At 53.3% G+C, this 15,199-nt stretch carries 15 protein-coding genes; 13 read left to right on the plus strand and 2 right to left on the minus strand.

The window, feature by feature from the left end; all coding sequences use genetic code 11:
• Window positions 1-239: 239 nt before the first annotated feature.
• The 11 genes from rpmH (at window position 240) to mnmE (ending at window position 11,213) form a co-directional block, all read left to right on the plus strand.
• Complete coding sequence (gene rpmH / locus BF99_RS22410) at window positions 240-374, plus strand: 50S ribosomal protein L34 (RefSeq protein ID WP_081759128.1); 135 nt, start codon at window positions 240-242, stop codon at window positions 372-374.
• Entirely contained in the window at window positions 367-849 is a 483-nt protein-coding gene (gene rnpA, locus BF99_RS0106015; protein WP_081759129.1) for a ribonuclease P protein component, read from the plus strand. Before rpmH ends, rnpA begins: the two co-directional genes overlap by 8 nt.
• Window positions 850-864: 15 nt before the next feature.
• Window positions 865-2,574, plus strand: a complete 1,710-nt coding sequence (gene yidC, locus BF99_RS0106020; RefSeq protein WP_306699600.1) for a membrane protein insertase YidC — start codon at window positions 865-867, stop codon at window positions 2,572-2,574.
• Between the two features lie 85 nt (window positions 2,575-2,659).
• Window positions 2,660-4,528, plus strand: coding sequence for a hypothetical protein (locus BF99_RS0106025; protein ID WP_025770158.1), 1,869 nt, complete (start codon window positions 2,660-2,662; stop codon window positions 4,526-4,528).
• A complete protein-coding gene (locus tag BF99_RS0106030; protein ID WP_025770159.1) occupies window positions 4,521-4,796 on the plus strand; it encodes a hypothetical protein in 276 nt (91 codons plus the stop codon). Before BF99_RS0106025 ends, BF99_RS0106030 begins: the two co-directional genes overlap by 8 nt.
• A gap of 89 nt (window positions 4,797-4,885) precedes the next feature.
• Window positions 4,886-5,545, plus strand: coding sequence for a hypothetical protein (locus tag BF99_RS0106035; RefSeq protein WP_156013183.1), 660 nt, complete (start codon window positions 4,886-4,888; stop codon window positions 5,543-5,545).
• Window positions 5,542-6,315 (plus strand): DUF6339 family protein, encoded by a 774-nt coding sequence (locus tag BF99_RS0106040; RefSeq protein ID WP_025770161.1) that lies wholly within the window; start codon window positions 5,542-5,544, stop codon window positions 6,313-6,315. The genes BF99_RS0106035 and BF99_RS0106040 overlap by 4 nt, the downstream gene beginning before the upstream one ends.
• 2 nt (window positions 6,316-6,317) lie before the next feature.
• On the plus strand, window positions 6,318-7,664 hold the full coding sequence (locus BF99_RS20315) for a DNA cytosine methyltransferase (protein WP_025770162.1): 1,347 nt from the start codon (window positions 6,318-6,320) through the stop codon (window positions 7,662-7,664).
• Window positions 7,665-7,740: 76 nt separating this feature from the next.
• The gene (locus BF99_RS0106050; protein ID WP_156013184.1) at window positions 7,741-8,886 is read left to right on the plus strand and encodes a hypothetical protein; all 1,146 of its coding nucleotides are present in this window, start codon (window positions 7,741-7,743) and stop codon (window positions 8,884-8,886) included.
• Window positions 8,887-9,237: 351 nt separating this feature from the next.
• On the plus strand, window positions 9,238-9,492 hold the full coding sequence (locus tag BF99_RS0106055; RefSeq protein WP_025770164.1) for a hypothetical protein: 255 nt from the start codon (window positions 9,238-9,240) through the stop codon (window positions 9,490-9,492).
• A gap of 221 nt (window positions 9,493-9,713) precedes the next feature.
• Window positions 9,714-11,213, plus strand: coding sequence for a tRNA uridine-5-carboxymethylaminomethyl(34) synthesis GTPase MnmE (gene mnmE, locus BF99_RS0106060; RefSeq protein WP_025770165.1), 1,500 nt, complete (start codon window positions 9,714-9,716; stop codon window positions 11,211-11,213).
• Window positions 11,214-11,544: 331 nt separating this feature from the next.
• On the opposite strand, the gene BF99_RS0106070 is transcribed toward mnmE, so the two are convergent.
• Window positions 11,545-12,528: a quinoprotein relay system zinc metallohydrolase 2 gene (locus BF99_RS0106070; protein WP_025770166.1), complete on the minus strand. Its 984-nt coding sequence runs from the start codon at window positions 12,526-12,528 to the stop codon at window positions 11,545-11,547.
• 110 nt (window positions 12,529-12,638) lie between these two features.
• Between BF99_RS0106070 and BF99_RS0106075 the strand changes: the two genes are divergently transcribed.
• Entirely contained in the window at window positions 12,639-13,436 is a 798-nt protein-coding gene (locus tag BF99_RS0106075) for a hypothetical protein (RefSeq protein ID WP_051482799.1), read from the plus strand.
• A 66-nt stretch (window positions 13,437-13,502) separates the two neighbouring features.
• Here the strand turns inward: BF99_RS0106075 and BF99_RS0106080 are convergent, their stop codons facing one another.
• A complete protein-coding gene (locus BF99_RS0106080) occupies window positions 13,503-14,060 on the minus strand; it encodes a DUF2380 domain-containing protein (protein WP_156013185.1) in 558 nt (185 codons plus the stop codon).
• 412 nt (window positions 14,061-14,472) lie between these two features.
• Here BF99_RS0106080 and BF99_RS20320 point away from each other — a divergent pair, with 412 nt between their 5' ends.
• A complete protein-coding gene (locus BF99_RS20320) occupies window positions 14,473-14,880 on the plus strand; it encodes a hypothetical protein (protein WP_025770170.1) in 408 nt (135 codons plus the stop codon).
• Window positions 14,881-15,199: the final 319 nt, after the last annotated feature.

A 15,199-nucleotide genomic window follows, 5' to 3' on the forward strand; every position in this document is an offset into this window, starting at 1 on the left:
GGCATTGACAGATCTTTCGTTTCGGATGCACAATTCACCGTCTTCGGGGAACCGGTCCAACGCTCGTGGAGTCCTAAGGTTCCAACTTCCAATGCCCCGGACCGCAGCGGGGATCACACCGGCGGTTTTTTCCTCGAGCCATTCAAAATCGAACCATCGGTCCCCGGGACATCGAGATATCGTAGAATTCCCCCGATGGCATACAGCGTATATCGCAAGACATCGGAGATATCCACATCATGAAGCGCACCTATCAGCCGAGCAATCTCAAGCGCAAACGCAAACACGGCTTTCGCGCCAGAATGGCGACCCGTGCGGGTCGGCGCATTTTGAGCGCCCGTCGAGCCAAGGGCCGCGCCCGCCTTTGTGCCTGAATCCAAAGACACCTCGGCCAATCGGCCGGCCCCCAAATCGGCTTCCCATCGATTCGGCTCCGACTTCCGTTTGCGCAAGGCACGGGAGTTTTCGAGGGTATTTGCCGATGGCGCGCGTATTCATGCCGGGGTGGTTACCATGATCGCTGTGCCCAATGGCTTGGATCATCCGCGCCTCGGGATGGCGATCGGTCGTCGTCGGATTCGCCTTGCCGTCAAGCGGCAGTGGCTCAAACGCCGCATTCGGGAGAGCTTTCGCCAGCACGCTCATCGTTTGGGCGGCGTCGATTTCGTCGTATTGGCCAAAGCCCAAGCGGGAACGCAAGAGCGATCGAAAGTGCGTTCGCAGCTCGATGTCAAGTGGGAGCGGGCGGCTCTTTCGGCTTTGCGAGCGAAAAGCGCCAAGCGAGGGTCCCGCTCGATGAACGCATCCGGTGAAATATCCCTTCGGCTCGGCAACGAGTCGGCTATATAAAGAGAAGGTGCCAAGGTGGCGGTCGACCAGCTTCGAATGATTTTGATCCTCACCTTGGGCGTGCTCGGCTTCCTGCTTTGGGATGCTTGGGAGCGCGACTACGGTCCGGCGTCGGGTGCAGGTGGAGCGCTCTCGCAGCAGGTTTCGCCTCCCGATGGCGTTGCCGGGGTCCCCGAGACCGAAAGCGATATCCCCAGCGCGCCGCCGGTGCTCCCTTCGGCGGAAGGCGATATCCCTTCCGCGGCGGGCGAGGTCAGCGCAATCTCATCCACCGACGAGACCGCTTCGCCCAAGATCAGGGTGATCACCGATGTCCTTTCGGTCGAGATCGACACCCGAGGCGGCACCATCGATCATCTCGAACTGATCGGCTATCCGGTTGCGGTGGACCGGCCGGACGAAGCCTATCGATTGCTCGACGATCGAGATCCGGATCGCTATTTCACGGTTCGATCGGGGATGGCCCGAGCCCAAGGTGCCGACCCGAATCAGGCACTTCCGAACTCCAATACCCTTTTCGAATCCGATCGAACCCTCTACGAGCTTCCCCCCGAGGCTCGCTCCTTGGAAGTCCCCCTTCGATGGCGCTCCGCCGATGGTGTCGAGTACCTTCGCACCTACCTCTTCGAGCGCAACGCCTACACCATCGAAATGCGCACCGAGGTCACCAATGCCGGAAACGGTCCTTGGAAAGCGGCCCTCTATGCGCAGATGCAGCGTAGCCCGCCTTCCGGGGGCGGCGGGCTTTTCGGCACCTACACCTATACCGGAGGCGTGTTGTCGGGCCCGCAAGATCCTTACGAGAAAGTCGATTTCTCCGATATGGAAAGAGATAACTTGGAGCGAGACGTCGCCGGTGGCTGGGCGGCGATGATCGAGCACTATTTCACCGTGGCCTTGGTGCCGGGGGCGCAAGATACCAATCGCTATTATTCGAGGCAGTTGTCGGGCGGGAAATTCGCCCTCGGGGTGGTCGGTCCCTCGCGCTCGGTCGATCCCGGCCAGAGCGAGACCTTCTCCTTAACCCTTTATGCCGGACCCAAAATCCAGGATCGCATGGAGTCGGTTGCGGAAAACCTCAATTTGACGGTGGATTACGGATTCCTTTCCCTGATCGCCGAGCCCCTCTTTTGGCTGCTGCGCTGGATCCACACCTATATCGGCAATTGGGGTTTTTCCATCATCGTCCTGACGTGCCTGATCAAGCTGGCGTTTTTCCACCTTTCGGCCACGAGTTATCGCTCGATGGCGAGAATGCGAAAGCTGCAGCCTCGAATCACGGCCTTGCGCGATCGCTACTCCAGCGACCGCCAGCGCATGAACCAGGAGATGATGAACCTCTACCGGGAAGAGAAGATCAACCCCTTGGGGGGGTGTCTTCCCATCTTGGTGCAGATACCGGTCTTCATCGCCCTTTATTGGGTATTGCTCGAAAGCGTGGAGCTACGCCAAGCCCCCTTCATCGGCTGGCTGGTGGATTTGAGCGAGCACGATCCCTATTTCGTGCTGCCGATCCTGATGGGGCTGACGATGCTGATCCAACAAAGGCTCAATCCATCGCCCCCGGATCCGATTCAAGCCAAGATCATGATGGCCCTGCCCTTCGTGTTCACCTTCTTTTTCCTGTTCTTCCCATCAGGACTCGTTCTTTACTGGTTCGTCAACAACGTACTCTCGATCATCCAACAATGGGTGATCACCAAGAAGATCGTGGGCACGACCTGATCCCCCGCCCCCCACTTGTCGAAGCGACCGAAGACCCCTCATACTATCCATCCGATCTCACTCATCCCAAGAAGGGGGCCGGGAAATGGCATTGAAAAGCGAAGAGGTATTTTGGGAATGGAACGTGATGGAAGGAAAGAATCCGACTCATACGGGAGCGTTCCTTAATTCTTACGACCACCGCGATTTTTCCCCCGAGGAAGTCGCCGCTCGCGAAAGCGGCCAGAACGCGATGGATGCCGGCAGCAAGATCAAAAAGGTAACGCGGCTCGTTTTCCAAGAACTGCGAGCCGAGGGTGAGAACAAAGATCGCATATTGGATTTATTGAAGATACGAGATGGCTTGAAGCCTAGGTTGAAAGTCTTCTCCGAGGGCGAAGGGGATATTGGATTTTTCGACAGTTTGAAGAATTTTCTATCGCCGGAGCCGATGCGTGCTTTGCTGATTCGAGATTACAACACCTGTGGCTTGGGTGGAGCGCTGAATCGCTACGAAATAGAAGATCATTTCAGCAGACTGATCTATGCCCTCAACTTGGATGACAAAGCCGGCGGAGACGATAATTCGGGCGGCTCCTATGGTTTGGGCAAAACCGCTTATGCCAAGAGTTCCACGATCAACACCGTTATCTATCATTCTGTTTTCAAGGAGACCGAATCCACCGAGGGTGCATATCGTCGATTGATGGGTGCCGGCGTTTATCCGAGGCATGAGTTCAAAGGTCGAAAGTACGGAGGCTATGCCTATATCGGACAGCGCCAATCGACAAAAGATGCCGGTCCTTTCGAAAACGAAAAAGCCGAGCATCTATGGAATTCCTTGGGCGAAGCCTTCGGTGTCGATTTGAGCCGATCGGAAAAACAGCATGGGACGGATGTGTTGATATTGATGGACAATCTCGATTGGAAGGGCTTGATCCGGGCGATCGAGGATTATTATTTCCCCGCTCTGCACGATAATCAATTGCATGTTCGATTCATCGATAGAAATAAAAAAACCACCATCCCCTCGGTGGTTAAACGAGAAGATCTTCTGCCCTTTCTCGATCTTTATAAAAAAGCCGGAGACGGCAATGCTCAAAAGCTAAAGCAACAGACCCTCTGGACAGGAAATCTGGCCCGACACCAAGGCTATTACATCGGGAGTTTCGCTTTTCAGTCCACCATCGTCGAAGAAGGCGAAATCGACTCCGATGACGATGATTCGAAAACGAGAAATAAGAGAAATCGGGTCGCCATCATGAGGGGTACGGGAATGGTGATCGACTATGTGAAGATGGGAAGCGACCAATACGAACCGGCGATCGGAGTTTTCGTGGCGCATAAAGATATCAGAGATCACCTTCGCATTGCGGAGAATGCCGCTCATTCGCAATGGAGCGAGGATTCCCGACGCTTGGCGCAACAATATCCAGAAGTCGGAAAGGAATTGGTCAAGCGAACCAATCGGGTGCTAATGAAAAACTTTCGCGACTTTCAAAAATCGTTGCAGCCCGATGTTCCGAAAACCAGAAGCGACGGCGGGCTTTTATCACGCCTGTTGGCAAATATCCTGTCGGGATCCAAAGGAAACGAGCGTATCGAGAAAATATCCAACCCAGTCTCTTTGAGTTTGCAGTCCGGGGGAAGATCCGAGGAGAAATCCCTTTGGAGATTGCGTATCGAGGATTGCGAGCACACCCCCGATGAAGAATTCGAACTGACCTTGAAACCGCAGATATCCTTGGCCGGTGATTCCAAAAAAATTCCGATTCGGCATCGGGATTTCATCGTTCGAGATCAGGCAACGGGGGAGGTCCTTTCCGACGAAGAGAGGCTTTTAATTCAGCGACCCTTTTCGAAGGGCAAGTCGTTGGCTTTCGATATCGAGATAGACAACCCCGGGCATAAAAACTATCTCGTTCGATGCAAATGCGAAACGGAATCGATAAAGTCGGGAGAGCAAAATGGCTGATATCGAAAAACGCTCCTTTTCGGTGAGGCGGGAAGATTTCCCGGGTGATTTATCATCGCTCGCCAAGGGTATCTTTTCGTTTTCCGCAAGGGCTGAAGAGAGTGCGCAAAGTGCCGATGATTTCAGTTTCAGCGAATCCATCGGGTTTGATTTTCAGAGCGAGTTGAAACCGGTGTTGGAGATAAACTGCGAGAAAATCCGTGAAAATGCACATAAAATAGACGAAAATTTGAAAAACATCGCCAAAAAATTCGGGGGGGGGGGGTAAAATATCCTGATGATTTTTCCCTTTTCATAACACTCGAAGATATAGGATTGGGGATCAGAAAAAAGATATATGAAATACGATTGGCAAGTTTGATAAACGATTCCGAAAACAAGAGAATCGGCATCGACTTGAAAGACGATGATCTCGGTTTTTATCTGGGATTCAATCTTCGTTGCTATCTATCGAAAGAGAAATCCGATAGGCCGGAGTCCGGCTATCTATGGTCCAAGTCACAGATTATCGCCGAAACGCTATTCGAAGTGAAAGCGACCGCTAGCGAGGCGCTATTCGAAATAAATTATGTTCAATTCTCCGACGATGAAAAGAATGACCTACTCTTTTTTGTAGATTGGAGATCTTTCGAGGTATCCAACTCATCCCCTACCGAATGTTTCGAAGTCAGGGTCAATAGCGATCTCAAAGATCAATTCAAAAGGTTGGAAAACAACAAGTCTTTCGGCGAGTTTTGCATTCGCTTGATAACGGATCGGATTGTTTCCAATCTGATCGAAAAAACATTGCGCTATGCAAACTTGGATAAAGAGCCGGGAGATGATTCGTTGCATCAAAAGATAAAAGATATATTTTCGGAGAATTCTCAGGATTTCGATGAGTATGCAAGACGTATTCAAGGGGATGATTTGGAGGATCAACTGAAAGCGATATCGGAAATCGACAGGTTCGTACAAAGGCTCGGTTCGATCGCATCGAATCTGGAGAAGATCAAATTCGGAGGGTATCGAAAATGATGAAGTTACCGAGCATCAATCGAGAGACCGCCAACGATGTATGGAACTCCATGCGTCATCATGAAGAATACGATCCTTCCAAAATATCATTGGAATATATCGGTTCGGACGATTGGAGTTGCTTTTCGGATGTCGAAATTCAAGAGATGCTCGAAAGCCTTGATCGTATCAAGATGCGTTATAAAGGCGGAAATATAAAATTCAAAGGTGGGGATATCGATTCCGATGTGGTCGAGCCGGTGCATCGAGCATTGAGCGAGCACGCCACCGCCTTTCAATTGAGTCAGATCGAGTTTTGGATGTGGCTCAGCAATGTTGCGGTCAATGGAGGTCTATGGAATTTTCTGTATTGGAGATTCAGCGGTAGCGATCAGCTGGTGAACTGGGGTATCACCACCCCGAAAAACCTCAAGGAGGTCTATTTTTATCGTGCTTGGCTGCGCGGTCATCGGATGTACGATCCGAGCCTTGATGATCCCTATCATTATGCGAAACTGGGATCCGGCGATGTTTGGCGTTCTCATATCCTGCGTCAGGAATTCGGAAGCGACAGAGAGTTCGTGAAGGCCTTCCTCGATACGATCTATAACGAATCAGGAAAGGATGTCATCGGGACGGATGATTTGCGCGCGCAACTGATTCCGGAAATCCGGGAGTGGACTTCCAGTGCCTCCTTTTCTCATCTTTCCTACGAAGAAAACAAGGAGCTCCTTGCATACCTATGGGAAAAGGCTCGTGCCGAGGCCCTTGCCAAGATCGATAAGGGTTGACGATGCACGCAATCGCCGAAGCTGACGAACAGGTCGAAGAAATCAACCCGAGTCTGTGTTTTAGAAAAAGCGCAGGAAGGCTTCGCCGGGAATTGAAAGTCGGTGAAAGGCTCTATGTCGAGGAGGTCGAAGAAGCCCCCTTGGTCAGGCAGCCATCATTGCCTCGAACCCTCGATCTTTTTCCCGAGACCATCGACAATTCTCTTCGGGCGGATTTTTTCGTATCGGCGTTGGGCGATCGCCCCTTGAAGGCGCTGACCGAAAAAACCGGTACATTGCATTTCATCGATCTTTTCTGTGGCGGGGGCGGGCTATCTCTCGGTATTCGAAGAGCCGCCGAATTCTTGGGGTTCAAAGCAAGACTGCTGTGTGCGGTGGATACCGACGAGGTGGCACTGCGCTTGGTCAAGAAGGCATTCTCTCCTTTGATCACCCGCAGCCGACCGGTCGAAGACCTGGTGCGCTACGATGTCGATCGCTCCGGGGCGCTCGACGATTTCATCAGCGCTCCGACGATGCTCGATGCCCAGATCGCGCAGTTCAAAGGAAAGGTCGATCTCCTGATCGCCGGTCCTCCTTGCCAAGGGCATTCGAACCTCAACAACAAGACCAGAGGCTTCGATAACAGAAATCTTCTTTATTTCACGGTCCCCGCCTTCGCGGTGGCTTTGGGCATTCCCAAGATCATCATCGAAAACGTCAGGAGCATCGAGGTCGCCGAAGAGAATGTAGTGGAGATCACCACCCGTCTTCTCGAGCGACACGGCTACGAGATCGAGAAAAGGGTTCTCAATGCCGCGGATTTCGGAACGGCGCAAAGCCGACAACGGCATTTTCTGGTGGCGGGCAAGAAAGGAGCGCCGAATCTGAAAAAGGCGTGCGAGCACCTGAAGGTGAACCCTCTTTCCTTTAACGAGGCTTGTTTGGATATGGAGCCTTTGCCGCCGTCGCTCTCGATTTTGGAGGATGTCGGGGATTTTTCACCGGAAAACAAGGAGCGAATAGATTATTTGCACGATCACGATACCGACGATCTCCCCAACTCCAATCGACCCGAATGCCATCGAGTCGAGCATTCCTACCCTGCGGTCTACGGCCGAATCCGGGGGAAATTGCCGATGACCACCATCACCACCGGCTTTTCAAGCCCGGGCCGGGGGCGATTCGTTCATCCGAGGGAAAGACGCACAATCAATATCCGAGAAGCCGGAAGGGTACAGGGATTCCCCGATTGGTACTGGAAGGCCGCCATCGACCTGAACTTCAAGCGAGCGCATTTCCATAAAATCATCGGAGACGCCGTCCCGTCCTTCATCGCCTACCCTTTGCTGCTATCCTTCTTCCTTTGAAGAGAATCACTCGTTGCCTTGGAATCGGGGGTGTATCATGTCATTGGTGAATTACTTGGAAACGAATAGGCAGAATATGCTGAGCAAAACAATCCAGCAGATCGTTATCATGGCGGGAGATGGTAATCTGGGGGATGGCACACAATCTTCCAAGGAATTGCGAGAGTTTTTGAAAGCGATCGATACGAAATATCTGAAAATTTATGCAAATCAGTGCTTGGAGAATGGTTTTTCCGGTAGCGGATTTGTAATTCAGGATATCGTCAATGAGATAGGCAGGCGCATGGGCTTTGGTATTCAATACGGTAATTATCAAGAGAAGATGGAATACGGCCATGATAACGCTGATGGTATTTGGATTGGTGATGGGTGGTCGTTTATCGTCGAGGTGAACGATAAAGATTGCAATAGCATCGAATTCGATAAAATTGCATCTTGGAGAAACGATTATTCCAATATCGATGATCAAAATACCACATGCTTGATCGTAGTGGGTCGACAAGACACAACTGCACTCGAAAACCAACTTCGCGGATCGAGGCATCATTGGAATATGCGCATCGTGGGATTTGAATCTTTGTATAAAGCATTGGAATTCATTGAAAACTCGGAGAATGAATATCTGAAATCAAAGATCGTCGATTTATTCAAGCCGAGGGAATTCACCCTCATCGATCGGATACTTTCAGTTGCGTTTGATTTCTTCAAGGGTAGAGATGAACCGATCAAAAAAAGGATTGCCAAAAGAGATATGAACGAAGAGCGAAATAAAAAACATCATAAAATTGATTCCGATAAAGAGGGGATCAAGATATTCAAAATGGATATCGCTAGAAGAATCGAGAAGAAATATGGTATCTCTCTCATACGGAAGAGGAGATCCCTTTTTGAAACCAACCCCGATGGCACGCGATTTTTTATCTCGGTATCGAAGCTGTACGAATCTGGATTGAATCAATATTGGTATACCTACAATACCGATCAGATGCGTTTATTGGAAGAGGCCGACAATGCTTTTTATATTATTGGTTGTTTGGATAATCGAAAATCTTTTCTTTTACCGGTAAGCTATATAAACAATCTAACGAAAGATATGCACTCTTCAAAATACCCGGATGGTGGTGAGGGCTTTCACATCCGCCTCAGGAGGGAGGGTGAAAGATATGTTATCTATACTGTCAAAAATAGAAAAGAGAATGATATCGGAGAATTCGAATTGTAAGAGTTATTGATTTTTATTTACGGGATGATCATTCGATATTATAGTAATCACGATTGATCGATATATGTCAATGCGTAAAAGGAGTATATCATTGAAATAATTCCATGGATCAAGAATAAAATACAAACAGAGTGAGCGGCAATCGTCAAGGTAGATTGGTTCGAATCATTTGATAACCGCACTGACTTCGGTGAGATGCCCCCATGATAAACGGTTTCGAGACGGCAAAAAATCTTGGCTCTCTTGATATTTCTTGACCCTCAAAGGATTACTTGGTGTACAATGTTCGACTAGAGGATCCAAAAGAGAGAGGATCCTAGGTAAAACGATGCCAACGATAAGGAGACCGACATGGAAGACGCGAGGTTGGAGCGAATTGAGGATGCGATCAAGCAGCTCACGGCGGATGTCCGCAGACTGGATGAGGAGGCCCGAAAGCGAGATGAGGTGACCCGAGATAGGATTCACGAGATTCATGTCGCGATGTTGGAGGGGAATTCCAAACTGGCTCAATCCACGATTCGGACGACCATCATCATTTCCAGTATCGTGGGAGGATCAGCGGGGCTATTGGCCGCGATCGCAAAGTCATCCGGGATACTGTAGTGCAGATAAATACCCGTTTCACAAGAATCACTGCTTTTTTCGACCGGCCTTAGGGCCGGTCTTTTGTTTTCCGAGCGCTTTGTGATATATCGTTTTATGCTATAGATGAATTTAATGAAAATAAAAAGATATCCTTGCTATCATTTCATGCCATCATGGTGGCCCTTCCTTAAAAGCCATGATCCATATTCTCTATCGAGCGATCAGCGAAGCGTTGGAAGATGAATCTACCGGTTGTCGGTGACACCATTGCGGCGGTTGCCACGCCCCCGGGAAGGGGTGGGGTGGCGATCGTGCGGGTATCGGGGCCGCAGGTTGTGGCCATCGCCGAGGGGATTATCGGGCGAAGGCCTTCGCCGAGGTTGGCAACCAGGGCTCGTTTTCTCGATCGGGAAGGGGGTGAGATCGATAACGGGCTGGCTCTTTTTTTTCCGGCACCGGCTTCCTTCACCGGCGAGGATGTGTTGGAGCTCCAGGGTCACGGCGGACCGGTGGTATCGAGGATGGTGATCGATCGTGTATGCGATTTGGGCGCTCGACCGGCCCGCGCCGGGGAATTCACGCTGCGCGCCTTTCTCAACGATCGGATCGATCTTGCGCAGGCGGAAGCGGTTGCCGATTTGATCGACAGCGCTTCGGAGAGCGCGGCCCGTTCGGCGATACGCTCGTTAGGTGGTGAGTTTTCTCGCACGGTCGGGGAGCATCGGGATGCGTTGGTGGCATTGCGGGTCTTTATCGAGGCGGCGATCGACTTCCCCGAAGAGGAGCTCGATCTCCTCGCCGATCCGGAAATCATCCGGCGTTTGGATGCTCTGCGCCAAGCGTTGGCGACGACCCTCGCCGAATCCGGCAAGGGTGCGATGCTGCGTGAAGGCGTGAGATTGGTGATCGCCGGAGCGCCGAATGTCGGCAAGTCAAGCCTGCTCAATCGATTGGCGCGCTCGGAGGCGGCGATCGTCACCGATATCCCCGGCACCACCCGGGATCCGGTGCGCGAGCGTTTGGTGATCGCCGGCATTCCCTTCGAGGTGCGAGATACCGCCGGTTTGCGTCGAACCCGAGATCCGGTCGAACGCATCGGGGTGGAGCGGGCGCAGGCGGCGCTCGAAGATGCCGATCTGGCGCTTTTGGTCTTCGACGATACGAGCGATATTACGGACGATATCAAGAGCGATCCGGGAAAGATCGGTCTCGGGGTCGATATTTTCCCCCAAGGATCTTTCGCTCTTCCCGAGCGATTGTTTCGCAAAGGTGCCGGGATATTGGTTCGAAACAAGATCGATCTCAGCGGATCGAAGCCGGGGCTGGTCGAGGATCGCTTTTCGAATTCATCTTCGAATTCCTCATTGACTTCGGCAAAGGATGGTAATCCTGCGGCAAGGGATCCGGCGTCGGGAGCCCCCCCGTTGCCGGTGGTGAGGGTTTCCGCTTTGACCGGGGCGGGGATCGCCGATCTGGAAGAGGCGATCGTAAAGAAAGTGACGGACGATTCGGCCGGGTTCGAGCATGCCTTCATGGCCCGTCGCCGTCATGTCAGCGCCTTGGAAAAAGCCCTTGCGGCATTGGATCGAGCCCGCTCCCGATTGGTGGAGGACAAGGCCGGGGAAATCTGCGCCGAGGAATTGCGAAGCGCTCAAAATGCCTTGGCCGAAATCACCGGGGCATTCGCCACCGAGGATCTGCTGGCGGAAATTTTCTCCGGATTTTGTATCGGGAAATAAGGTTGCAAGGCGTTTGGCGCAAGGGACGACAGGCTGAGAAGGCATCGGATAGGGAATCGTCCGGGTTCGAGTGTCGGCCGGTCAGCGCCGGAATCGATCCGACATGATCTTTCAAATCGCTTGCATGGCGCTTATGCATAAAGAGAGCGTCGATCAATCATCGATCGGTTGACGGTGAATCCGTGCTTCGTTGATCTGCAGATACCTCGTGACTGTGCGATGAGATGGGGAATGGCTGCCGGCCAAGGGATCGATGGCGAGTAGGAAATCCCCTCGCCGTCGGCGGGGCGGCCATCGGCGGATGATGGAAAAGAGCATGGATGATTAAGGATCACTCCCACTCCAATTCGGTGAAAGCGGCGGTGATATTGCGGGGGTGTCCGATATCGAAATGGATCCAACGGCCTCTTTCCTCGCTCGCAACGCTCTCGATGGCCCTTTCGATACGATGACCTGCATCCAAGGCCGCTCTCGTATCTCGAAGCAAAGCGCGAAAGTAGCGCTCTTGGGCATCGAGGGCATTCGGCCACGGTGCGAAAGCGGGTCCGTGTCCGGGCACGACGCGCCGTGCCGGTATCGAGCGCAACTCGGTCAGGACTTGCAGCCAACCTTTGAGGCTACCGTCGATGATTGGCAGGCGGTCGACGAAAAGCAGATCGCCGGCGAAGAGGGTGCCGGTCGCAGGGTCGAAAACCGTCAGGTCATTGTCGGTATGCGCCGTCGACCAAGCATCGAGGATCAACTCCCGCTCGCCGAGATCGATTCGCATCGATCGATCCACGGTCATCGTAGGGGGGATCGCTCGCGTGCCTTCGAACCTCGCCCCGATCCGCCGTCCGAAGTTCTCCAGATAAAAAGATGCGCGCGCAAGGAGAGCCCGGGGGAGTTTGTGGTGGCCGACAACCACGCTTTGCGCGTCATCGAATGCGCCGTTGCCGAAGATATGATCCGGGTGGACGTGGGTATTGATGACATAGCGAATCGGCAGATCGGACAGGGCGCGGGCGCTCGCTCGCAGACGAAGGCCGAAAGCCCGACTGCCACCGCTATCGATGACCGCGATGGAGCGCTTGCCGATCACCAGAGCGGCGTTGGAAAAGCCCCCCAAATTGCCGGGCGTGGCATCTTCGTCATGCGCTCCGGCATAGACATGGATCCCCTCGGCGATCTCGTCGAGATCGAGAGGCTTGGCGCTCTGCCCCGCCAAAGGTGCGGGTTGTGCTTTCGTCGGCAAGGAAAGCGAGGAAAAAAGGACGAGTACCATTCCGGCAGCGATGGCGGGAAGGGTTCTGCGGACAAGGGCGAGGATGTACAAAGGGGTTGTCTCCCATCGAGATCGAGCGGTCGATTCATGCAAGCGACTCGTGCAAGTCGGTATTGTCGTTGTCTTCGAGAACATGGTTCTTCTTTTGGGATATCTCATCGATGAACGAGGAACGGCAGGAAGCGGGATTGGGGATTCGCAGGCGAGGCAATGCGCTGCCTCATCGTTTTCGTGGTGCATTGTCGAGACTCGCTCGCTATTTGGCCTCTTGCGGGGCGATCTTCGAAGCATTGTCCGGAAGATTCGAGCTTCGCCCGGCGAAGAGGGCCTACCGGTACCACCGATCATCGATGTGGAGTTTTGCCGCAAATCCCGGCGGCCGAGCGTCAAGGGCGATTTTGTTGGCGGTCTTGGGCATCGTCGCCCTCGATCCCGGCGCCGGCATCCTGGCCGCCGAAGCCTGTATCGACGAAGAGCCGGATGCCTACCGAACGGAAAATTATCGCTCGGCGGTGCCCTGTTCGCTAAGCGGGGTGCGCACGGTTTCGACCGAAGAGATGCAGCGATTGGTCGAGGGCGCATCCCCCCCCTTGCTGATCGATGTGCTCCCGTCGCCTCGGCGTCCGAAAGGAATGAACGATGATGCCCTGTGGTTTCCTCCCGAGCGCACGACCATCGTTGGAAGCGTATGGTTGCCGAATATCGGCTACGGGCTTTTGCCGATCGTGGAGGAGAACTACTTCAAGGAGAATATCGAGCGGCTGAGCGCCGGGGATTTTGCTCGGCCGATGGTTTTCTTCTGTCTCGAGGATTGCTGGATGGGTTGGAATGCAGCCCGCAGGGCCTATCGATGGGGTTATGGCCAAGTGATCTGGTATCCGGATGGTACCGATGGCTGGGCGCGCCAAGGGCTGCCGATGGAGTCGATCATACCGGTGCCGAGGGATGATGGGCAGTAGGCGGGTTTCCCCTCATCGCCCGTTGAGCGGGCATTTTGAGCGGGCAAGTATTTCCCGATGCCCGGATCAAGGCATCGCGCGGTTTTTGGCCAAGCGTTCCACGAGCAGATGATCCAGCAGATACAAGGTGGCGCGTTTCAAGGAACGCTCGTTGTAGCCGCGCAGGTCCACGAAGGCTCGCCCCACTTCGCGGCCCTTTTCGACCTCCAAGACCACGACATTGAGATTCACGATCAGATAGCTCACCACTTGGATCCAGCCGATGGCCACCCAGTCGGCATTCAGACCTTGGGCGATATCGATCTCGCAGCCATTGCACTGATGGAGTCGTTGACCCGGATCCGCAGCGGCGATCGCCTCTCGGGTGAGCGAGGCGGGCACGACATCGTAACCCTCCTTGCGAAGCCGCGTTCGGATCAAATCGGCGGACATGTTCAGCAGTTGCCGATCCTCCTCGGTGGTGCGCTCGGCATTCGGCAAATAGTCCGCCTTGAGCAGTTCGATATCGAGCACCGCCACCCGTTTCGCAGCATCGGCGGCCAAAGCGCTTTTCATCGGTCCGATGGCCAAAGCGGCCATCCACAACCCTACCAAGGCACATCGAAAAAGGATCGCGTTGTTCATGTCGGCGGTCTTCCGTGATGCGTAGCGTCGATAAAGCGCCCTGACAACGGGGCATGATATCGGGGTATCGGGTTCGAAAGATTTTTCGCTCGTCGGCGAAGCCAAAGAAAAATCCGGACCGCTTCGGTCGGCATCCAATTCCCTTGCGACGGCCCCGCTCGCTCTTGCGGTATATTTTCCGACGAGACGATGAAGACCTGAGGATCGAAATTGGAGACATCGACGACCAAGAGGACGATATCGAAGCGAATTTCGACAAAAAAGACGAATTCTTCGCTACCATCGACGAAAACGAATCGAAAAACGAAAGCCGAGAGCGTATCGTTCTTTGCGGATCGTGCAATCGTTTCAATCGGTCTAATTCGAAAGCATCGAAGAATCTCACCTGAAAAACCGAATCGAAGGATAGACAATGAACGACCGCTTGTCGAACCCCCGCTGGTATCGGTCGGGTATCGCCGCCTTCCTCGCCTTTTTCCTCGTTGCGGGGAGTTTTGCTTCGAGCGCTGCGGCCGCCAATGATTTTCCCACCCAAGCCAGGGTCGAATTCGTGCTCGGATGCATGGCCGATCGAGGGGGGCAGAGCTATGACACCCTATATCCTTGTATTTGTCAGATCGACCGAATCGCGGCGAATATGCCTTATGACGAGTACACCGCAGCCGAGACCTTGAGTTTTCTTTACAGCACCGCCGGCGAACGGGGTGGGATCTTTCGCGATGCCGCCCCGAGATCGAGACAGCGTATCAATCTGTTTCGCGCAGTCCGCAACGAAGCCGAAGACGCCTGCTTCGTCTCGGCGAAGCGCCTTGTCGACTAAGAACCGAACCCGGTCTTCCAACCCATATCGGATACCCGAGTCGGAGTGAAAAAAAGCCTTGGAATCGATTTCGAGCGGTATTTTTTCGAACGCCGAATCAGGGCATCGCTTTTTTTGCATCGAGAAGGCAAGGGTGATCTCGCCGGTAGTCGCAGGATTTTGGCAAGAATACGTAGAAGAGGGTGCGTCGATAAGCCCATAAAGCGCATCGTTTTCCATCGGATTCGCTTTTCGATTCCGGTGGTTTCAAAGCGGATTGGGATATAATGCCAATGCGAAAAAATGCCCCAACGCCTCCAAGTGCCCGAAAAACAACCGA

It is taken from the genome of Thioalkalivibrio sp. HK1, assembly GCA_000583135.1.
Taxonomy (GTDB): domain Bacteria; phylum Pseudomonadota; class Gammaproteobacteria; order HK1; family HK1; genus HK1.